20 protein-coding genes and 1 pseudogene are annotated in these 20,313 nt (G+C 63.4%); 17 read left to right on the top strand and 4 right to left on the bottom strand.

Going from position 1 to position 20,313, the window contains the following annotated elements; all coding sequences use genetic code 11:
- Positions 1-220: 220 nt before the first annotated feature.
- Positions 221-640 carry an IS200/IS605 family transposase gene (tnpA, locus tag LUA85_RS21105; protein ID WP_010408862.1) on the bottom strand — a complete coding sequence of 140 codons (420 nt, stop codon included), beginning with the start codon at positions 638-640 and terminating at the stop codon, positions 221-223.
- A 1,575-nt stretch (positions 641-2,215) separates the two neighbouring features.
- Complete coding sequence (locus LUA85_RS21100; RefSeq protein ID WP_231472251.1) at positions 2,216-2,482, bottom strand: hypothetical protein; 267 nt, start codon at positions 2,480-2,482, stop codon at positions 2,216-2,218.
- Positions 2,483-2,810: 328 nt separating this feature from the next.
- Between LUA85_RS21100 and LUA85_RS21095 the strand changes: the two genes are divergently transcribed.
- From LUA85_RS21095 to LUA85_RS21075, 6 genes and pseudogenes are all read left to right on the top strand, one after another.
- The gene (locus LUA85_RS21095) at positions 2,811-3,212 is read left to right on the top strand and encodes a hypothetical protein (RefSeq protein ID WP_231472250.1); all 402 of its coding nucleotides are present in this window, start codon (positions 2,811-2,813) and stop codon (positions 3,210-3,212) included.
- Between the two features lie 5 nt (positions 3,213-3,217).
- Entirely contained in the window at positions 3,218-3,919 is a 702-nt protein-coding gene (locus tag LUA85_RS21090; protein ID WP_231472249.1) for a hypothetical protein, read from the top strand.
- Entirely contained in the window at positions 3,916-4,542 is a 627-nt protein-coding gene (locus LUA85_RS21085) for a Mu transposase C-terminal domain-containing protein (RefSeq protein WP_231472248.1), read from the top strand. Before LUA85_RS21090 ends, LUA85_RS21085 begins: the two co-directional genes overlap by 4 nt.
- A gap of 12 nt (positions 4,543-4,554) precedes the next feature.
- Positions 4,555-4,806 carry a TniB family NTP-binding protein gene (locus LUA85_RS21565; RefSeq protein ID WP_253073882.1) on the top strand — a complete coding sequence of 84 codons (252 nt, stop codon included), beginning with the start codon at positions 4,555-4,557 and terminating at the stop codon, positions 4,804-4,806.
- Positions 4,767-5,018, top strand: a pseudogene (locus LUA85_RS21560) (transposase); the annotation flags it as partial. The gene LUA85_RS21565 and the pseudogene LUA85_RS21560, both read left to right, overlap by 40 nt.
- Positions 5,019-5,046: 28 nt before the next feature.
- The gene (locus tag LUA85_RS21075; RefSeq protein ID WP_231472268.1) at positions 5,047-5,376 is read left to right on the top strand and encodes a hypothetical protein; all 330 of its coding nucleotides are present in this window, start codon (positions 5,047-5,049) and stop codon (positions 5,374-5,376) included.
- A gap of 991 nt (positions 5,377-6,367) precedes the next feature.
- Here the strand turns inward: LUA85_RS21075 and LUA85_RS21070 are convergent.
- Positions 6,368-7,336 carry a hypothetical protein gene (locus LUA85_RS21070; protein ID WP_231471604.1) on the bottom strand — a complete coding sequence of 323 codons (969 nt, stop codon included), beginning with the start codon at positions 7,334-7,336 and terminating at the stop codon, positions 6,368-6,370.
- 217 nt (positions 7,337-7,553) lie between these two features.
- Here LUA85_RS21070 and LUA85_RS21065 point away from each other — a divergent pair, with 217 nt between their 5' ends.
- From LUA85_RS21065 to LUA85_RS21035, 7 genes are all read left to right on the top strand, one after another.
- The gene (locus tag LUA85_RS21065) at positions 7,554-7,970 is read left to right on the top strand and encodes a hypothetical protein (protein WP_231472247.1); all 417 of its coding nucleotides are present in this window, start codon (positions 7,554-7,556) and stop codon (positions 7,968-7,970) included.
- Positions 7,927-8,499, top strand: a complete 573-nt coding sequence (locus LUA85_RS21060) for a hypothetical protein (protein ID WP_231472246.1) — start codon at positions 7,927-7,929, stop codon at positions 8,497-8,499. Before LUA85_RS21065 ends, LUA85_RS21060 begins: the two co-directional genes overlap by 44 nt.
- Positions 8,496-8,699, top strand: coding sequence for a hypothetical protein (locus LUA85_RS21055; RefSeq protein ID WP_231472245.1), 204 nt, complete (start codon positions 8,496-8,498; stop codon positions 8,697-8,699). The genes LUA85_RS21060 and LUA85_RS21055 overlap by 4 nt, the downstream gene beginning before the upstream one ends.
- A 166-nt stretch (positions 8,700-8,865) precedes the next feature.
- On the top strand, positions 8,866-9,126 hold the full coding sequence (locus LUA85_RS21050; protein ID WP_231472244.1) for a hypothetical protein: 261 nt from the start codon (positions 8,866-8,868) through the stop codon (positions 9,124-9,126).
- A gap of 274 nt (positions 9,127-9,400) precedes the next feature.
- Complete coding sequence (locus LUA85_RS21045; protein ID WP_010408866.1) at positions 9,401-10,540, top strand: tyrosine-type recombinase/integrase; 1,140 nt, start codon at positions 9,401-9,403, stop codon at positions 10,538-10,540.
- Between the two features lie 252 nt (positions 10,541-10,792).
- Positions 10,793-12,586 carry a thiamine pyrophosphate-requiring protein gene (locus tag LUA85_RS21040; RefSeq protein WP_037447408.1) on the top strand — a complete coding sequence of 598 codons (1,794 nt, stop codon included), beginning with the start codon at positions 10,793-10,795 and terminating at the stop codon, positions 12,584-12,586.
- 34 nt (positions 12,587-12,620) lie between these two features.
- Entirely contained in the window at positions 12,621-12,896 is a 276-nt protein-coding gene (locus tag LUA85_RS21035; protein WP_010408871.1) for a hypothetical protein, read from the top strand.
- Here LUA85_RS21035 and LUA85_RS21030 read toward each other — a convergent pair.
- Positions 12,863-13,450, bottom strand: coding sequence for a lytic transglycosylase domain-containing protein (locus LUA85_RS21030; protein ID WP_082740463.1), 588 nt, complete (start codon positions 13,448-13,450; stop codon positions 12,863-12,865). The two genes, LUA85_RS21035 and LUA85_RS21030, sit on opposite strands and share 34 nt — an antisense overlap.
- A 552-nt stretch (positions 13,451-14,002) precedes the next feature.
- Between LUA85_RS21030 and LUA85_RS21025 the strand changes: the two genes are divergently transcribed.
- The 4 genes from LUA85_RS21025 to LUA85_RS21010 all read left to right on the top strand — a co-directional run bounded on the left by LUA85_RS21025 (position 14,003) and on the right by LUA85_RS21010 (position 20,201).
- Positions 14,003-14,632 (top strand): ParA family protein, encoded by a 630-nt coding sequence (locus LUA85_RS21025; RefSeq protein ID WP_029623217.1) that lies wholly within the window; start codon positions 14,003-14,005, stop codon positions 14,630-14,632.
- Entirely contained in the window at positions 14,633-14,941 is a 309-nt protein-coding gene (locus LUA85_RS21020) for a hypothetical protein (protein ID WP_231472243.1), read from the top strand. It begins immediately after the preceding gene.
- A gap of 147 nt (positions 14,942-15,088) precedes the next feature.
- Positions 15,089-15,928: a toprim domain-containing protein gene (locus LUA85_RS21015; protein ID WP_010408880.1), complete on the top strand. Its 840-nt coding sequence runs from the start codon at positions 15,089-15,091 to the stop codon at positions 15,926-15,928.
- A gap of 58 nt (positions 15,929-15,986) precedes the next feature.
- Positions 15,987-20,201, top strand: a complete 4,215-nt coding sequence (locus LUA85_RS21010) for a strawberry notch-like NTP hydrolase domain-containing protein (protein WP_113668067.1) — start codon at positions 15,987-15,989, stop codon at positions 20,199-20,201.
- The last annotated feature ends 112 nt before the right edge of the window (positions 20,202-20,313 follow it).

The following is a 20,313-nucleotide window of genomic DNA, read 5'->3' as shown; positions in this document are numbered from 1 at the left end:
AATGTGCGTGGGCTGCGAAGATCCAACCACGCGCGATCCTTTGCCAGCCTTCTTCTCGGATGAGCTTTGCCGGGCACAGCTGCGCCAGCGGGAGGATCGCCCGTTCCACCTCTCCAGGCAGCCGTCACGGTACTTAGAGAACGGCGCTTATAGGGTGGGATTTGTGATCAGATTGCCCGGATCTGATAGCTGAATCACTGACCGGCTGACGCCGGTAGGATCAAGCGGTGGGGCTGAAGCCGTCCTTGTGGGTATGTCGGTCGAGGTAACGCATGATGATGTCATCGGTGATGTTGCCGGATGTGGTCGAGAAGTAGCCGCGCTGCCAGAAGCGTTGGCCCCAATATCGTTTGCGGATGTGCTCGAATTCCTGTTGGATCTTGCGGGATGAGCGCCCCTTGGCCCGGCGCACGAAGTCGCTGACCGAGACGTGCGGCGGGATTTCGACGAACATGTGTACGTGGTCCTTCGACAGCGCGCCGTTGATGATCTTCACGCCCATCTCGGCACAGACCTGACGGATGATCTCGCGCACCCGTAGCCGAACATCGCCGATCAGCACCTTGTACCGATACTTCGGCGCCCAAACGAGATGGTAGCGATGATGGAATGTGGTGTGACAACCGGACCGATACGCCATAGCCTGTAACCTCGGGAAAAGCGGAAGCTTCACGCCTTCGGCGGCTTCCGCTTTTCCCGAGGTTACAGGCTAGCACGCGAGTCTGTGGCTGAAGCCAGTATCCGACTGAAGTCGGAGGGGTTCCTCCTTGCTAGAGGACTCTAAAGGTCAAACTGTCGACGCTCCAAAGAGGCTGGGGAGGGGAGGGGGAGTCATCCTCGCTGCTTCGATGCCGTTCCTGAAATACCGTGAATGCTTCGACTGCAAACGCCTCCGGGAGCGCTAGACATCCACAATCGGCGCCCATCGCCTGGCCAAGCCCCGTTCTCAATGTACCGTCGAGATCACTGGCCGGCTCCCGAGAAACCTCGAAACTTCGCGGTCCAGGCAGCCGAGCGGGATGCGCTCAAGGCAACAAAACGTCGAGATCATCGCCGTTTTAGGTCAGTTCCGCAGGGTCCCGTTCCTAAAAGACCGTCAATGATTCGCCCAAGGACTCGGGAGGGCCGCGGAAATGCCGCTCGACTCCTCCGAACACAGGGCGGCCTCGCCTGACGCCTATAGTTCGACAACGAGCGCTGCCGGGTGTAACATGCCTGAAAGGCACGGAAAACAGCCACTTTGCGGACGAGTAAAACGCGTTTTACTCCCTTGGAGACGTCCTGTGGCCCGCGCCGTGCCCACGGTATTTCAGGAACGGGGCACGGTACATGAGGAACCGAATCACGGTTCAATGGGAACGCCCCGCAGGGTATTTCAGGAACGGCCAAACGGTATAATGGGAACGGCGCTGAACTCCCGACTCGCGCTGAATCGGCGAGTCGCGAAAGATCCATCCACAGCTTAACTTTTTATCCTATTCTCTAAAGAGATTAACACGCCTGCGGCGCTCCCTTCTTTTGAAGAATTGATTGGGAAGAAGGGGAAGGGACGATCGCCGCGCACTAAGCACGTCGTCCACCCAAAAAGCTCCGTCGCGTGCGTCGCCTCACACACCCGACCGCAGATCGACGTCGATTATCGCGGCGCCTAGACTCCTTGCAAGCCAGCCATCGCGGAGCACCTCACTACGCTCAGGTCGCCGAGGGCACCGTGACAGGAGCCATTTTCCAAGACCCGAACGAAGTCCGACCTGCACTGAGCGCCGCCAGCAGCCCGCACAGCGTGTTTCCGCTCTCGGCTATCCCCACGGCAAGCAAAGCGCCCAGAAGGCCGCTGTGGGGCCTTCCTGCCAAGCCTGATCACGAGAAGCATGCCGTTGTGGGTCAGAGAACCCGTGGACTGGACATTGCAGCTACCGCCTTCAACTATCGATAGACGATAGCCGCCGACTGCAGAGCTCGTGTTTCACCACTGGGACAAGGGGAACGAGACCGCGCTCGCCGGCAAATCAGTTCTTGCTGCATCCAGCGCTATGAATTGCGAACAGGGGAGGGGAGGCAGCTACCCCTTTGGTGAAAGGTTTGCCGGCGCACCTCGGTAGAGAGGCCCCGGCCAGCCGACGACATTCCAATCGTTCGACAGAAGGATGCTCCGGTTGATAGACCGGTTCATCAGACCGGGCGGCAAGCGAAAGATCCTCCTGCGGACTGTCGTTCACAAACTCTCGGCGCGATGCTGGAGAAGCTTGTCGATGTTCTCCATCTCGCGATCGAAGGCATCGAAGACCTCCGACAGCTCGCGGCTCGCTGGCGGGGGAGGGACCACGTTGCGCGGCCGTCCACGCTTGGGCGCTGCAAAGCCAAACTCGATGGCAAGGTCCGTGCTCAGGAACACGCGCCAGGTCCGCCGCTGGGTGATCTCCACGAGCAAGCCGCAGTCGACGGCACGGCCCAGCAGTTTGCTCGCGCCGGCAACGCTCATGCTGAGGCAGCTCCGCCAGCGACTGAGGCGAGAGCAGTGGCCGGTGATGGAGGAGGGCCAGCGAGCCCCGGGAGGTGGCCAGGTCGATATTCCGCGACGATCGCATGCTGGGCCGCGCGATGGAGCTTTTCCAGCTCGTGCAAACCGTGCGAGGTTTGCGGTGGCGCTTGCCTCAAGGCTGCGCATGGCCGCATACCAGTCCTCGTCTCCGACAGTTCGCTTCAGCCTAAACGCCTTCACGCCGCCACGAGGCAGGGCAGGTGTCACGCGACAAAGTTTCCAACATCGGTGTAAACTATTGAATTAAAGTCAATATTCTCGCGATAAAGTGACAGTCAAATATGACGCACAAAAGATTCTGCTTTCAACGGTGGTCAAAACAAACGACAGTCTGCGCGGCCGAAAGAGAGGGAAATTTCCCTATGATCGAACGCAAACCGCCAAGAATGGCAGCGTATTCGAAGCTGCGCTAACGCGCGGCGCGGACCTCTATCAAACTTTCCGCAAATTGGTTCCGCTGGACGCGCCGCTGGCGGCCGACGTTGTTTCTGTCATTGCCCGGGAAACTGGCTTGGGCGAGCGGCGAATTCGGGAGTTGGCGCGGCGCTATCGCAGCAAGCCCATTGCCGAGAGCCTGGCCTCACGGCCGCGCGGTCCAAAGCCAGGAAGTAGACAAGCGCCGCCAGAGGTCCTCGTGGCGATCGATGGCCTCATTGAAGAATCGTTCTGACGAAAGTGCCGCTCAGTGTTCGGGAAGCGGCGCAGCAGGTGCGTTATTTGCTGATCGCCGATAATGGCGACTACGGCTTCGATCCCGGGATCGTTCCAAGTTTTCGAACGATCGAGCGGATAATCGGGGAGATAAGCGAGCCGCAGAAGGCTCGTTTCATGGGTTCGAAACGGCGTACCGCCCACGAGGCGCACCCGGGGGAATACCACAGCGATGGTTTGCTCGATGTGGTCCAGATGGATCACACCCCCGCCGACGTCATACTTGTCGACAGCACACACCGTATGGCTCTGGGCCGACCGTGGGTGACCTTGCTCATCGACGTCTGGAGCCGATGCATTCTCGGCTTCTACGTGAGTTTTTGGGGCACCTTCGATTTTTCGATGCGGACGGGCAATCGCCAATGCTCTGTTGCCGAAACAGCCGTTGCTCGAGAGTCTCGGTCTCGAAATCGAATATCCAATGCATGGTTTTTTCAGGAAGTTGCATGCCGATCACGCCGGATCTCATCGCGCGGAAGTTTTAGAAGCGCTTGCAAGACTTATGGCATCGATCCGGACGTCCGCCCACGTGGTCCGGCGCATTATGGCACGCATATCGAGCGTCTGATCGGCACCATGACGCGTAGAATGCGGCTTCTTCCGGGGGCGACGGAGGTAATGTTACGGCGCGAGACGGCCATGATGCGGAAGCGGACGCGGCGATGACGCTTGAGGAATTCGAGCGGTGGTTGGTCCGGGAGATTTGCCGCTATCATCATACACCTCACGAAGGACTGGGTCGCGTCGCACCTGCGCAAATGTGGTCCACGGGTGTCGAGAGCCACGGGCCGCTGGCGCCGCCAGGTGTCGATATCGAGCAGCTAACCCGCCGATTTCTGCCGTGGGTCGAGCGGACCGTTCAATCGGGCGGCGTGAAGATTGATCATATTCGCTATTGGCACGAAAGTTTGGCGCCGCGCCTGGGTCTCAAGGTCATGATCCATTACGACGACAGGACTATCCAGGAGGTCTATCCTGTCATCGATGGAGTTCTTGTCGCTGCTGCTGCGGTGGGCAATTATCCGAACGTGACCAGGCCTGAATGGGATGTTGCGGTCGCTGCACGGCGCCATTCCGGCGTGGTTTACCAGCATGCTGGGGGTCAGGCTGAAATTGCGCGGCTTGTGCATGCCAACAGGCAGGAAGTTCTCAACGCGAAATCCCGGACGCGGGGCTTGCGAGACGCGCGAAAAAGGCTGGAAAGGGAAGGTGTATCCCACGCCGCTCAGCCGGCAAATCAGGAGGTTTCCAATGTACCAGTTGGGTATCGGTGCCGACTTACACGATGAAGGGTGGCTCAAATGGAGGGATTAGGTCAGCCGCACAGTTCCGCTTTCTGGATCGACTTCGACGAAGCGCGTTTTGCCGTGGAAACGCTGGTTGATATCGCACATGACGAGCCTGATGAACGGCCGCCCTGCGTCATTCTCGTGGGTCAATCCGGTATGGGGAAGACATCGATCCTGCGCGAAGCCCAGCGGCGTATCGAATGCGACTTTCCAGAGCCTGAAGGGTGGCGGGATGCCGGTATGCTCCCGTCCTCAGGACCGTGATCCCAGCTAGTCCGACGTCGCTCAAGATCAACCTGACCTTGTTGTGGAAGCAGGGTTGGCCGATCACCACCAGTATCCACCGGATTGCCGACCTGAAAGTCGTTGAATTGCTCGGCAGACAGCGGACGCGGTTAGTGGCGGTCGACAATGTTCACGCCATTCTCACCGCGGGCGGCAGGGCGAGGCGTGACACCCTCGATGCATTCCGGTTTCTGATGAGCGAAGGCAATGTGTCTATGGTTGTCGCCGGTCTCGAAATCGCCGCAGACATTTGCCGAGGACGTCGAGCTGGCCTATCGCTCGATCGTCCTGCGATTGCCGCTCTGGCCGCCTGGAGAGCCATCCCAGCGCCTGATCCTTGCGCTGGCGCGGGGATTGCGCATCATCGAGCCGGAACGCTTCGCTGAGCCCGAGATGGCCGAATTCATCTGGCGCACCAGCCATGGCGTGACAGGGAATTTCAAACGGCTTTTGCATTGGGGCCATAAGATTGCCTCTCGCGACGGTCGTCAGCGTGTTGAATTTGCAGATTTGCGCGCAGCAGCAGCGATGCTCCCGGCTTCAGCTTGATGGCCGCCAAGTGGTCGCCCAATCTTGAGCCTGAGACGCTGGCGTTCCCGATCAAGCCACGCAGAGATGAAGCGTTTGATTCGTGGTTGAGCCGCTTGACCGCCGCCCACCGGGTGAGCCGGGCACAATTGTTCCGCCATCTGGAGATCGCGCGGGTCTTTCGCGCTTGGACCTGGCGCGAGGGAAGGGCGGTCTCGATCCGGCGCTGCATGCGGCCTGCGATGCGATGGTGGAACGGCTTGCATGGGCGGTCGAAATCGATCCCGAGCAGATCAATGCGACCTTTCTCGCGTGTGAGGCGGAGGCGCTCCTGCCCTCTGCGCACCGCCATTACGTCTGTGCGCTATGCTGTTACGAGGCGCATCTGGCTGGCGGGCCTATAATCGTGCGCCGCGAATGGATTTTTCGGGCGACCTGGCTATGCAGCCTGCACGGGTTGCCGCTCACCGACATGCGGAGCCTTCCATTGGAGGACACGGGGCGGCAATTGCAGGCGTTCTTGGCGCATGCCGTGATGCGATCTCGCAGAATTCAATGGAAAATCAAACCGACTTCTGCCGCGCTTGCGCGAAACAAGACAGTGATCGACTGCCTGATGCGCCCTAGCGATTGGGTGGGGCTTGCGCCGCCATACCAGCGTTATCAGGAGCAGTTCGTAGCCAATCAGTACCATTTTGCGCGCGAACGGATCGGCATGCTGGCGCTGGCGCACAGCCCACGTACGAAAGCCGCGCACCGCTTTGAGCGTATGATCGCAACCAGACTGGCCGAGAGGCCGCTGACTGAAGGTAGAATTGAAACGCCGGTTCGAGGTGCATTGCGTCTGCGGACCTGCAAGCTCCCCAAGCCCAGATCCAAATGGACCTGCGACATCTTTGCGCTGATCGCCACATACGGCACTGTGCGCCAACGCCAGGAGAAAGAAGGGAGCTGGCGGCGGAATTCGCGCGCTACGAGGGTCTTCCTCTCCCGCCGACGGCAGCCTGGCCGTCTAGAAGCTTGCTTGATGCCGCCAATCTGGCAGTGCCAGGGTTGGCGTAATGGCGCAGACAAAGGTCGTGAACGGGCCTTGAGCGTAGGCCATGCGTGTTGCCTCCAGCTGGCGCAGGAGTTTGGCAGCACCGGCCTTGGTCGCGCCAAGCGCGCGGGCAAGTTGGGCGGGGGTGAGGGTGCCAAGGCCGAACAGCAGCATCCAGGCATGATAGAGGCGCGAGTTCGAACGCTGGCTCGGAAACTCGCGCGCAAAAACATCGGCGCCGCGCGGGAAACGGGCGATATCGCAGGCAGTAGCATAGAGTGCATCGTGCAGACTCTCGCGGGCTTGGGCGCGGCGCTGGCTGGGGTCGCGGTCGGCCCTGAACAGTCGGCGCTGGACAAGGCCGGGGAAGGGGAGGGGGGTCTCGCTCAGCCGAAAGGCATGCCCGCGCGCGCTCGCCGCCAGGTTGATTGCCCAGCACGGGGTTCGGGCGGTTGCCGTCAGGGCATCGGGCTCGTTCCCGCGCGAATAGCGGAAGCGCTCGACGAGGGAAAGCAGCCGCTCGAGTGGATCGCCGGGCAGCTTGGCGTGACCCAGCGCGTCGAGTACGGCACTGAGTTCGGGAAGGCTGGCAGCGACGATGGTTTCGGTCTCTCGGGCTTCGCTGGCCATCGGCAGGATTGCGATCTTGCGCACTGTCCGGATGGCCTCGGCGATCACCTTTTCGGGGGTTGGCAGGGCGTGCTCGAAGAGGGCGAGGAAGGCGTTACGCTCGCCCATGCATTCGGCGCCGATCAGCGAGGCCCCGAGGGTAATCGCCCGGTCCTGGCGGTATTGCTCCCAGGCACGGCTGAGCCAGTGGAGGGCGAGTGCGGCGCGCATTTCTGCGGAATAGCAGGTGTCGGAGGCCAGCAGGCATTTGGCCAGAGCATCGATCTGGCCGATACGGAAGGCGATAGGGCCGGCGTCGATCGTGCTGCTCAATTCAAGGCTTTCGCTCTGGAGGCTGCGAACTGGCTAACGGGACAGGGAATCGTCGTCAACACAGAGTTTACTAAACCTACGCTTTGGTATCCTATCCATAGCATCGTAAATCGGCGGTATTTCCATAATCTAATATTATGGTAAAATCAGCATTGCCCAGAGTGCCGATTTTGGCCCATAAAGTGCCCATGAAATCCACCCAAAACGATCCTTCCGCATGACAACCGATCGTCCGTTCCCGTCATCGGTGGAACTGGTGCTCGGCGGCCACGGGATGCTGATCGATACCCGCGCCGCCAGTCCGCTGGCGCTTGAGGCCGCAGTCGCGGCGATGGCGCCGGCGACCAAGGCGGCCATCACGGCCGATCTCAAATGCTTTCTAGGGTGGTGCAAGGCGCGACGGCCTGTCGCCACGGCTGTTCCCGCCGAACCGGAAACGCTGGTCCACTACTTGCACTGGTTGTCTAAAGGATCGGACACGCGCGCGGGTGCCAAGCCCGCCACCCTTGCCCGCCGGATCGCCTCGATCGCGCGCATTCACCCGCATCCTGGGTTTTGGCGACACAGAGCCGCTGCCCACCCAGGCTGGAATGGTGCGCGATACGCTGAAAGCCATCCGCCGCAAAAAGCGTGAACGGCAAAAGCAGGCTGCGCCGCTACGGCTCGGCGAGGCGATGCAGGAGGGTCAGGCACCGCCCGAGGGGGTAACCGTCAACGCACTGCTGGCCTCGTGCGGCAGCGACATCATCGGTCTGCGTGACGCAGCGCTGATCAGTCTCGCCTATGACGCGGGCTTAAGAGTCTCCGAACTGGTCGGCACCACGGTTTCCGATCTGCGCCAAGTCGGCGATGGCAGCGGACGGCTCGACATCGCGCATTCCAAGACTGACCAGTTGGGGGAGGGGGCTCTGGCCTGGCTGTCGGGCGACACCATGGCGCGCCTATCGACCTGGTTGCTCGCAAGCGGCATCGGCGAGGGTCCGGTGTTTCGGCGCATCAATGTTCTGAGCGGTCCGCCAGACGCCTCCGGGCAGCGAATTGTGCGGCACTACATCGGGGCCAGGCCGCTCACGCGTCAGGGGGTGGTTGCGATCCTGCGTCGCCGGGTGCTGGAGGCGGTCGATTGCGGTCTCGTTCGAAGTCGAGCCCGGGATGGAAGGTGACAACCGTGCGTGGGCTGAGCGCGCACTCGTTCCGGGTCGGGTTAACACAGGACCTGTTCGCAGCGGGCGAGGACGGCGCAGGGATCGCGCTGGCGCTGCGCTGGTCCTCGCCGACCACCGCGCTGCGATATGCCCGCGAGCTTGCCGTAGGCAATAATGCGGCCGCACGGGTGCTGGGCAAGTTGCGAGGGAGCGGCTGAGGCAGAAGCAGGCCAATGTCACTATTGTTGAAGCGCTAAAGGCTCCGCTTGGACCCGGCATGACGTCAATTATGGTGCGTCACAGCAGGGGAGTGGTCACCATCCCCTTGTCGCGCAGAGCGAAGGGCAGCGAGAGCCAGGGCAGGGCGGTGCTGTCGAGACGCGCATGCTGGCGGACCCGATCGAGCGCGCGGATCAGCGGCGAATGGTCCGCGGCTATCTCGATCTCGCCGATCGCGGTCGGAAGCGCGTCGCGCCAGGCGAGGGGGTCGGGATCGCGCAGCGCCGCTTCCCAGGCGGGAAAGCGATCGAACAGGTCGAGGTTGGTCGACCGCAGCGGCCGGCCGGGGATTTGCAGCCCGCAGCCCCAGGAAAATACGTCAATTTCGTCGATCTCGGCCGATTGCAGTTGCAGGGCCCGGTGTAGCCACTCCAGGCGGCGCGGCGTGCCCAGGCCGATGCCACCGAACTAACGCAAAACCGGGCATCGAGACGCGTAATGGCGGCCGTGCAGGAGGCGATCGCGGAGACCATCTTCGCGCTGTAGGCGGGGCCGTAGCGGCTGTTCGAGAGAGGCGCGTCCACGCCGTCTTTTAACCCAGAGCTGCTCTCAGTCAAATTGGCTCGTATGCGTAGTCGTGATAATGGGAGATTATCACGACCCTATTATTATGAGAAGGACCGGGCTATGTCTCGCCGTCATGGCGAAAACGGCCCTCACCCGCAGGCAAAGCACGCCGCCCGCCGGCGCCGACGACGTCGTGGGCGAGGTCCGCGCGCTGGCTATCGACAAGGCGGCGGTCGATCCGCAGGTCATCGCGGCCGCGGCGCGGGCCTGGTCGCCGAACACGATCCGCGCGTTCCTTTCCGACATGAAGCTCTGGGATGCTTGGTGCCGGCGCACCCGAGTGCGGGCAGGGGAGGCGACCGCCGAGACCGTCGCGGCCTATGTCCGCGCGCTGTCGGGTCAGGATCATGATGAGGCGACGCGGGCGACGCCGCAGAGGGCGGCCGCGACGATCGCGCGCTATCTCGTCAATATCGGCTGGGCCTATCGCATGGCGGGGCTGGACGATCCGACCGCAGCCCCGCTCGTGCAGCTCGAGCACAAGGCGGCGCGCAAGCTTCTCGGCACCCGCCAGACGCAGGCGCGGGGTATCCGCTACAAGGGCGATGTCAGCGATCTCGACGCGCCGGCGAGCGGCGTGAGCCTCGCGGTCCTCCTCAAGGCCACGCGCCGCGATCTCCTGGGCGCGCGCGATCGCGCGCTACTGCAGGTCAACTATGATACCGGCTGCCGGCGCTCCGAACTCGCGGCGATGCGTATCGAGCATATCGACGGGCCCGACGTCGACGGGGCAGGGGTGGTCGAGATCGGCCGCAGCAAGACCGATCAGGAAGGGCAGGGGGCTCTCGCCTATCTCTCGCCCGCGACCATGCGCGCGATCGCTGAATGGTGCGACAAGGCCGGGATTGCGCGCGGGGCCCTGTTCCGGCGCGTCGAAACCTGGTTCGATGGCTCGATCCGCGGTGTGGGAGAGGAGGCGCTCAACCCCGGCACGATCACGCTCATCTACAAGCGGTTGATCCGCCAGGCATTCGACAAGAAACTGCTGGGGGCGATGAGCGAGGCCGAGCTCGAGCGCTGGGTCGCGGCCGTGTCGAGCCATTCGATCCGGGTTGGCGTGGCGCAAGACAATTTTGCGGCAGGAGAGAGCCTGCCCGCCATCATGCAGGCCTATCGCTGGCGCGATCCCAAGACGGTCATGCGCTATGGCGCGAAGCTGGCGGCCAAGAGCGGAGCGAGTGCGCGTCTCGCGAAGCGTTTCGGCGGTGAATGACAGGTTTTAGCTGTCCGCGTTTGGACAGTCGCAAACCGATGACCTGGCGCGGTTGGGCAGTGAGCGACACCGACATGCCTCAACGACCGAAGAAGCGAGCTCGCCGTCGGGCCGGCCCTAGCGCGCACCGATGGGGGCGAAGCCGCCGACCGGCGGGAACGCCTGTGCGCACTGCGACGTTCTTCTCGTCAGCGCGAGCATGCGTGACTGAACCTCTCCGGCTCGAAACCAAATCCCAAAGTGGAGGGCGGCATGGCCCGCATGTCGAGCGATTTCTTCGTCCAGCGCCTCAAGGATTGGGGCGTGAGCCGAATCTACGGCTATTCTGGCGATGGCATCAATGGCGTGCTGGGGGCGCTCCAGCGCGCCGAGAAGGAAGGCTCGGGCATCGAGTTCATCCAGGTCCGCCACGAGGAGATGGCGGCCTTCATGGCGACGGCGCATGCGAAATTCACCGGCGAGCTCGGCGTCTGCCTGTCGACCGGCGGTCCGGGCGCGACCCACCTGATCACCGGGCTCTATGACGCCAAGCTCGACCATGTCCCGGTCCTCGCGATCGCGGGCCAGGCCGAGAGCACCGTGCGCGGTGCAAGCTATCAGCAGGAGCTCAATCTCGACCGACTGTTTGCCGACGTCGCCGCCTATGTGCAGGAGGCGAGCGCGCCGGCGCAGGTCCGCCATGTGACCGATCGCGCGATCCGGATCGCGGTCGCGGGCAACGCGGTCTCAACCATCGTGCTGCCCAAGGACATACAGGATACGAAATATGAGGAGCCGGGCCAGGCGCACGGCTTCACCCGCTCGGGCACCGGCTATGCACATCCGATCGTCGTCCCGCAGCCCGCCGATCTCGCGCGCGCGGCGGAGGTACTGAATGCAGGCGCCAAGGTCGCTATCCTGATTGGGGCGGGAGCCCGCGGCGCGTCGGCCGTGGTGACCGAGGTCGCCGACCTGCTTGGCGCCGGCGTCGCCAAAGCGTTGCTCGGCAAGGATGTCCTGCCTGACGATCTGCCGTTCGTGACCGGGGCGATCGGCTTGCTCGGGACCAAGCCATCGTCCGACCTCATGCGCGAGTGCGACACGCTTCTGCTGATCGGCACGGGCTTTCCCTGGGCCGAGTTCCTGCCGAAAGACGGGCAGGCGAGGGCCGTGCAGGTCGACATCGACGCATCGATGCTGGGGCTGCGCTACCCCGTCGAGGTCAACCTGCATGGAGATGCGGCCGAAACGCTGAAAGCGCTGATCCCGCTGCTCCAGCGCAAGGATGATCGCAGTTGGCGCGAAGGCATCGAGAAGGCGACTGCGCAGTGGTGGCAGACGCTCGAGGAACGCGCCATGGCGGAAGCAAAGCCCGTCAATCCCCAGCGCGTGGTCTGGGAAATGTCGCCGCGTCTGCCCGCCGACGCGATCGTCACCTCGGATTCGGGCTCATGCGCCAACTGGTACGCGCGCGACTATCGCGTGAAGGTCGGGCAGCGTGCCTCTCTCTCGGGCGGTTTAGCCTCTATGGGCGCTGCGGTTCCCTATGCGATCGCGGCCAAGTTTGCTTATCCTGATCGGCCCGTCGTGGCGCTGGTCGGCGACGGCGCAATGCAGATGAACAATCTGGCCGAACTCATCACCGTCCAGAAATATTGGAAGCAGTGGCGCGATCCGCGCTTCATCGTCTGCGTCTTCAACAACGGCGATCTCAACGAGGTCACGTGGGAACAGCGGGTGATGGAAGGCAATCCGCGTTTCCCGACGACGCAGGATATTCCGGACGTCCCCTACGCGCGCTTCGCGGAATTGCTGGGGCTTGGCGGCATCTACGTCGATGATCCATCCGCGCTTGGGCCGGCGTGGGAAGTTGCGCTCTCCGCCGATCGCCCGACGCTCATCGAGGTGAAGACCGATCCCGAGGTCGTGCCGTTTCCACCGCAACTGACGCTCGAGCAGGCCAAGGGTCTGATGAGTTCGATGGTGATGGGAGACAAGGGCCTGGGCACGATGATCGCCGACACGGCGCGCCAGCTCCTGGTAACTAATGCGCGATTCAGCGGTTAATGGACCGTCAGCATCTTGCTGCTAGGTGGTCGGCATGCCCCAAGCGACACTTCAGGCCTGGCTTTCACTCTATGCCGCGGTCGGCGTCATGGTGGCGCTGTGCGCTGTCCTCGCGATGATAAAGACCGCCTACGATTATCGTCTGGGAACTAGGAAACTCCCAACTGCGACCGTCCTCGATAAGGTACTCGTTGCACCCCGGTTGTGGATACGTTGGCAGATCAACTATCTGCTCGGCGCGCCGGCGATCCTCGGAATTGCGATCTATTACGCGCACTACCTCGGGTTCGATACTCTTGTAGATGTGTAAGCGAGTAACTGGACCCCCCTGCCCCGGAATTCCTGTCGACCCACTGCCAAACCGGCGGTCTGAATCGATGCTGTCCTGAACGATCCGGTGCTCCACCCTCGAGTGATCGCTGCGACATAGTCCATCGTCTCGCGAAACGGCGGAATACGGCGCATCGATCGAACGCGTCCTGGACCTGCATTGTACGCGGCCAAGGCTAGATCGACCCGCTTGAACTCATCCAGATGCGCGCGGAGGTATCTGGCCCCTCCCCTCAGGTTCGACAACGGATCTCTCGAATTGAAAACCCCAAGTCCACGCGCTGTACCGGGCATCAATTGGGTAAGGCCAACGGCGCCCTTCGGTGATACGATCAATGGGTCATAGCGGCTTTCCTGGGCCACCAGTGCATCGAAAAGCCCGACTGGCACACCAGCTTCGCACGCCACGGCCTGGATCAAGGGGTAATATTGAGCCCGCCGAGCTTCGAGCCAGCCTGGAAAATCGCCGCGTGGACGGTAGGGTGTGATTGAGCAAGCCTGTGGGGTGTAGAGATAACTTGCGATATCGGACATCGCTGCCCGGCCAGCTCCCCCCGAAACCTGGCCAGTCTGCATCCAAAGGGGCACCGATATATGCGACGTGCTTATTGCCTCCTCTTGGGGTTCCATTACGGGGCTGCCGAATGATCTGAAGTCATTGCCTAAAACGGCTTCCATGCTTGGTACTGGCGGCGTTCCGTCTGTTGGCATACCCCGCATTCTCGGGCCCACATCGATGACGGCTTCAACTGCCTGCCCATCAAATGTCATTACCTCGGCCTGCTTAGCTGCCGATGTTTGCGCCCATAGCAGTGCCATAACACTACCCACTACGCATAAGCTCGAGTTCGATCGCGTGTTCATCGATCATTGAACATCATGTTTCGATCAACCGCACAACGTGGAAAAAAATTCCACTATCTCCCAGTGCTTGATCCAGACTAGGTCAGGCAAACCCCCGTGGGTAGCAGCTAGCTCACAGATATCTGCTGGTTGGGTATCAGCTAGCTATCACATAGGTAGCGGTTGCCAAACTGCTAGAGAGCGGCTAGCTATCCAGTCGTTCGAACTATTACAGGATCGGTCATGGCTGCTGTCGTAGCATTCGTCTCACAAAAAGGCGGTGTAGGAAAAAGCACCTTGGCAAGAGCCCTTGCTCGCGAGGCGGCGGCAGGCGAACTGCGGGTTAAAATCGCCGATCTCGATACTCAACAGGGCACTTCGGTCGATTGGCACCGAGCACGCCTTGGCATCTCCATCGAGCCGATTGTGTCGGTTGAGGCATTCAAAACCGCGTCTCAGGCCCTGGCCGCTGCAGACGGCTTCGATCTGCTTATCATCGACGGCCCCGCTCGGACCAGCAAAGCTACACTTGAAATTGCACGGTCATCGTCACTCGTGGTTCAACCCACCGGCGCATCCTTGGACGATCTCAGGCCTGCCGTCCGCGAATACCATGCCCTTGTTAAGGAGGGTATCCCGACTGGACGGCTCGTTTTTGCGCTCAACCGCATTGGAACTTCGGCTGAAGAAAATGACGCGCGGGCGTATTTGACCGAAGCGGGGTATAATGTCCTCGACGGTTCGATCGTGGAACGACCAGCATACCGGCAAGCGCAGAACCAAGGCCTGTCAATTACCGAAACCAAATTCTCCGGCCTTAACCAGCGTGCTGATACTCTGATCCAATCCCTAATCGACAAAGTAGCGGGGTGAATGATGGCCGATATCTCGAAGCTAAAGAAGGCTACTCGTTTGGGTTCACCCCCACCAATCAGTGAGGCGAGCCAGAATTTGGATGCACCCGAAGTAGCCCCCGCCCCTCCGGCTGCACCGCTGATAACCGCAACCCGCATTGATGCCCGCAGTTCGCGCAAGACTAACCGCACTCAACAATTTGCGACTAGGGTCACACCCGAATGGGACAATCGAATCCGCGAAATAGCTCAACGTGAGGGTCTGCTTCTTACAGAAGTGCTCGAGAAGGCACTCGACGCTTATGAGAAACTGCTAGCTCAAAGGTAGCTAGCCGCTAGATACCAGCCATCTCAACGCTAGATAGCGGAGGTCTAACTGCTAACACGGGGATCTTCCGCTAGCTGCTAGCCAGCAGCTACTGAGTCACCTAGGAAGGGAGAGAAGGGGGTCAGAGGCAGCGAGAAAGGATCGGTCATGCCCCTCGTTGCGCTGAAACCCACCCAGACCATCGTGGACATCGTCGGCGCCCTCGGCGGCACCTGGCACGGCTACAACGCCATGTGCCGTTGCCCGGCCCACGCCGACAGCGATCCCAGCCTCTCGATCCGGCAGGGCCATGACGGCATCCTCGTTCACTGCTTCGCCGGCTGCACCGCCGAGGACGTGCTCCGCGAGATCGCGCGCATCAGACCCGGACGCACCTACGACCCACCCGCTGAACAGCGCACCGGCAGACCCGCCAACATCGAACGGCTGTGGAACGAGGGGTTGCCGATCGCCGGAACGCCCGCGGAAGCCTATCTCCGCTTTCGCGGCATCACCGGCGCCTTCGACGACCTGAGCTACCACCCGCGCTGTCCGTGGGGACCGAAACCGCATACCCGGTTCCTCCCGGCGCTGCTGATCGCGGCGCGGGAGGGGCGCACGCTGCGCTCGATTCAGCGCATCTTCCTCGACCTCGCGCATGGCGGCTATCTCGACAAGGCGACGCTCGGCACGCCGGGAGGTGCGACCTGGCAGGGCATGCGCGTCACCGACACATTGGCGCTTGGTGAGGGGTTCGAGACCTCGGCCGCCTTCACCCAGATCCACGGCATCCCGTGCTGGGCGACGCTCGGCGCGGCGCGGCTCGACCGTGTCCACATCCCCGATAGCGTCACCACGCTGATCTTCGCCGAGGACAATGACTTCGAGGGCCGACGCGCACGACGCAAGGCGTGGGCTGCCTATCGGCCGCGCGGGCTGACGCTGAAGCGGATGCCGCCACCCTCACGTTATGGCGACTGGGCCGACGTCGTGAAACCCGGAGCCTGAGAGGGAAGGGGGGTCGGGGTCGTGAGCTGCACGAGCAGCCACAGACCCGGAGACCCCCATGACCGACCTGTTCGACCCTGCGCCCGCGCGCGCCGACCATGCCACCGCTGCCGCCCGCCTGCTGCTCCCCGCGATCGCCGGCGACGCGAAGATCACCCGAGCGATGCTCAACGACGCGATGATCCGCGCCTATGGCGGCACCGACGCCGATGGTCGCTGGACCCAGCGCGAGAGCTTCGAGGTGCTGGAGCATGCGACCGCGCTGGCGGTATGCGCAGCAGGCACCACGCCGGCGGTCGACGCCGCGATCGGGCTTATGGCGCGCCTTCCTACCCAGACCGTGCGCAGCGAGGAGCAGATCGACTGGCAGCAATTCTCGACCCCGCTCGATCTCGCCACGATCACGGTCATGCTCGCGAACGCACGCGCGGATGACATCGTACTCGAACCGAGCGCCGGCAACGGTCTCCTGGTAGCGGGCCTCCCGCCGATCGCGGCGCTCCAGCTCAACGAGATCGATCCCGCGCGCCGCGAGCGGCTGTCGGCCACCTTCCCGAAAGCCAGCGTTACCGGCCACGACGGCGCGCAGATCGCCAGCGTCATGGCATCCGCGGAGCGCCCCAGCCTCATCCTGATGAACCCGCCCTTCTCGCGCTCGCTCGGCCGCGGTGCCGACGCGCTCGCTGCGGTCCGCCACCTGCAGGCGGCGATCAAGCGTGTGCGGCCTGGCGGGCGCGTCGTCGCGATCATGCCCGACTGGTTCTTCAACTCCGCGCGCATGGGCACGATCTGGTCGACGACGCTGGCGAGCGTCGCGCTGCGCACCTCGATCCGGCTGACCCATGCCTATGGCAAGCACGGCACCGGAGTCGCGGTGCGACTCTATGTCATCGACAAGACGGTGGGTGATACCACGACGGTCACGCTCCAGCGCGGCGCCGTAAGCGACCTGGTCGAGGCGCTGGTCATCCCGCCCCGGCAGGATCTGATCCCGGAGGCCGCCACTCCGGCGCCGGTCAAGCGGGGCGGGGGGCTGTCCCTCCTGCGCAGCGTGAGATCGAAGCCCGCTGCCACCCCGCGCATCTTCCGCGCTCTCGCCAGGAACGAGGTTCTCCCGGTCGGCTACCAGGTACTCGAGACGCCGGCGCCACTCGCCGAGCAGTCCGGCGTCTATCTGCCCTATCGGCCGAGCCGTATCGTGTTCGACGCTGCCGGCGAGCATCCGACCGCGCTGGTGGAATCGATCGCGATGGGCTCGATCCCCGCGCCGATCCCCGTCCATGTTCCGTCGCTGCCCGAACGCACCGTCACCGAACGCCTCCTGTCCTCCTCGCAGCTCGAGACCGTCGTTTACGCCGGCCATGCCTGGACCCAGTATATCCCGGGCCTGAGCAAGCCAGACAAGGAGGGCGTGGGGCTGGTGCTCTCCGACGACGGACGCGCGTACCGCAAGGGCTATTTCCTGGGCGACGGCACCGGGGCAGGGAAGGGGCGGCAGGTCGCGGCCGTCATCCTCGACAACTGGCTGGCGGGTCGTCGCAAGAACATCTGGATCAGCAAGAACGAGGCGCTCCATACCGACGCGATCCGCGACTGGACCGCGCTCGGCGGTCTCGCGGCCGATGTGCAGCCGCTCTCGCGCTGGAAGATCGACGAGCCCGTCACGATGGACGAGGGCGTCCTGTTCGTGACCTATCCGACGCTGCGCTCCAACCGCGGCGACGCCACCCGGCTCGATCAAATCATCGCCTGGGCCGGTGCCGACTTCGACGGCGTCATCGCGTTCGACGAGGCGCATGAGATGGGCGGCGTCGCGGGTGGCGAAGGGTCGATGGGCACCAAGAAGGGCTCGCAGCAGGGCATCGCCGGCGTTCTCCTGCAGAACCACCTGCCCGACGCCCGCGTGCTCTACGCCTCGGCGACCGGCGCGTCGGAGGTGAACAACCTCGCCTATGCCGTGCGGCTCGGCCTGTGGGGGCCGGAGACCGCCTTCGCCAACCGCGAGGCGTTCATCACCCAGATCCGGCAGGGCGGGATCGCGGCGATGGAACTGGTCGCGCGCGATCTCAAGGCGACCGGCCTCTACACCGCGCGCGCGCTGAGCTTCGCCGGGGTCGAATATGACATCCTCCGCCACGAGCTGACGCCTGAACAGATCGCGGTGTACGACACCTATGCCGATGCCTGGGCGATCATCCATCGCGGCCTTGAAAAGGCGCTCGAACTCACCGGCGTCGTCGACGGCAACGAGGGCAAGACGCTCAACTCGGGCGCGAAGGCCGCGGCGCGCTCGCGGTTCGAAAGCTGCAAGCAGCGGTTCTTCGGGGCGCTCCTCCTGTCAGCGAAGCTCCCGACCGTCATCGCGGCGATCGAACAGCATCTGGCGGCCGATCAGTCGGTCGTGCTGCAGCTGGTCAGCACCGCCGAGGCGATCCTCGACCGCCGCCTGGGCGAACTGTCGCCCGACGAGCGCGCCGACCTCGACATCGATCTCTCCCCGCGCGAGGCCGTGATCGACTATCTGACGCGGGCATTCCCGGTCCAGCAGATGACCTTCTTCCGCGATGACACCGGCGAGGTGCGCTCGCGACCGCTGTTCGACGAGAGCGGCCACCCGGTCACCAACCCCGAAGCCGAAGCCGAGCGCGACAATCTGGTCGAGCAGCTTTGCGCGCTGCCGCCGATCGCGGCCGTGCTCGATGCCATCATCACCCGGTTCGGCACCGAGATGGTCGCCGAGGTGACGGGGCGCACCAAGCGCCTCATCACGGTGAGCGGGGGAGGGCAGAAGCTCGAATCGCGCTCGGCCCGCGCCACGCAGGCCGATTCCGCCGCCTTCATGGAAGGCACCAAGCGCATCCTGGTCTTCTCCGACGCCGGCGGGACCGGGCGGTCTTATCATGCCAGCCTCGATGCGAAGAACCAGCAGCAACGCGCGCATCTGCTCCTGGAGCCGGGCTGGAGGGCCGATCGCGCGATCCAGGGCCTGGGACGTACCCACCGCACGCATCAGGCCTGCTCGCCCCTGTTCCGGCCCGTCACGACCGACTGCAAGGGCGAACTCAGGTTCACCTCGACCATCGCGCGGCGTCTAGACAGCCTCGGCGCTCTGACGCGCGGCCAGCGCCAGACCGGGGGGCAGAATCTGTTCGACCCGGCCGATAATCTCGAAAGCGACTACGCCAAGGCGGCGCTCATCAGCTGGTATCACCTGCTCGTCGCGGGGAAGCTGACCAGCACCAACCTCACCGATTTCCAGCATCGCACCGGCCTGGAACTGCTCGATACCGACGGCGTGTTGAAGGAGGATCTCCCGCCCATCCAGCGCTGGCTCAACCGGTTGCTGGCGCTGCCGATCGGGCTCCAGAACTGCATCTTTGACGAATTCCTGGCGCTGGTCGAGGCACGGGTCGCGGCCGCGCGCGAGGCGGGGACACTCGATGTCGGCGTCGAGACGATGACGGTCGAGACCGCGACCGTGCTCGACGATACGATCCTGCGCACCGACCCGGTCAGCAAGGCGACCTCGCACCTGCTGACGATCGAGGTGACCCGGCGCCGCAACCCCATGTCGCTCGAGCGCGTGCTGCGCATCGCCGATACCGACCAGACCGCCGTGTTCGTGCGCAACGGCAAGTCGGGCAAGGTCGCGCTGCGCACCAACGCGCGCTCCTGGCTGACCGAGGACGGGGTGGCGGTGTCGCGCATCGAACTGATGCGTCCGACCCGGCACGAATATCTCGCACTCGACGATCTCTACGAGACGGCCTGGGAGGAATGCAGCCGCGCACGGTTCGAGGCGGAATGGTCGGCCGAGGTCGACGAGATCCGCGGCAAGCTCGACGTCGAGACGATCCGGCTCGCGACCGGCCTTCTGCTGCCGATCTGGTCGGCGCTGCCGAGCGACCATCTCGTGGTCAACCGCGTGGTCGATGCCGAGGGTCGCTCCTGGCTCGGGCGCATGGTGTTCCCGGGCGACGTGCCGGCGCTGTTCTCGAAGATGGGCCTCGACAGCAACGACGTGCTCAGCCCGGCCGAGGTCGCGCGCGCCGCGATGGAGGGCGGGACGGTCACGATCCGGCGACCGTTCGTGTGCGAGGTGAAGCGCGTACGCGTCAACGCCAAGCCGCGCATCGAGATCAGCGGCGCACCGGCCGACCAGCTCGCGTGGCTCAAGTCGATCGGCTGCTTCACAGAGATCATCGCCTACAAGACGCGCGTCTTCATCCCCGTCGAGACGGCCGATGCGGTTCTCGCAAAGCTGATGGCCTGACCGGCACGATAACAGCCAGCTAGCAGCAAGGTAGCCGCTTGTCGGCGAGCCCCAGTCGCCCTCCCGCCCAAGCGGGAAACGAGAGGGGAGAAGGAGCGGGGGGGGTGTCCGG

Source organism: Novosphingobium sp. CECT 9465 (assembly GCF_920987055.1).
Taxonomy (GTDB): domain Bacteria; phylum Pseudomonadota; class Alphaproteobacteria; order Sphingomonadales; family Sphingomonadaceae; genus Novosphingobium.
The sequence above is the reverse complement of the archived record's forward strand: the minus strand, read 5'-3'. Positions and strand labels throughout refer to the sequence as shown.